This is a genomic window from Halalkalibacter lacteus (genome assembly GCF_036663595.1).
In the GTDB taxonomy this organism is placed as follows: Bacteria; Bacillota; Bacilli; order Bacillales; family Bacillaceae_D; genus Halalkalibacter; species Halalkalibacter lacteus.
This window is the reverse complement of record NZ_JAWRVL010000325.1, coordinates 1-255: the sequence shown is the minus strand read 5'-3', so window position 1 is coordinate 255 and position 255 is coordinate 1. Positions and strand designations below refer to the sequence as shown.

1 protein-coding gene is annotated in these 255 nt (G+C 64.7%); it reads left to right on the top strand.

What is annotated here, in order from left to right:
* Positions 1 to 255 (top strand): hypothetical protein (locus SAZ04_RS22535; protein ID WP_332699936.1); only part of this gene is annotated, 255 nt, incomplete at both ends.

Below are 255 nucleotides of genomic sequence, written 5' to 3'. Positions count from 1 at the left end.
CCAGCGATGCGCGTGGTGGTCAGCAAGCAGTATCCGGTCGTCTACATGCATCCGCCGACGCCGGATGAGATGCCTGCTGCACGCGCATCAGCGGCAGCCGCCGCTCCTTCATCCTCGCAGCCCGCTGGGGCAGCCGATGCTGCTGCTGCTCCGAAGGTTCGCAAGCTTCACTGCAATACGCGTGCCCACGATACGCGCATGGCCGCTCACGTGAAGCTGTGCGACAAGCGCATGGAGAATCTGCGACGCGCCTTC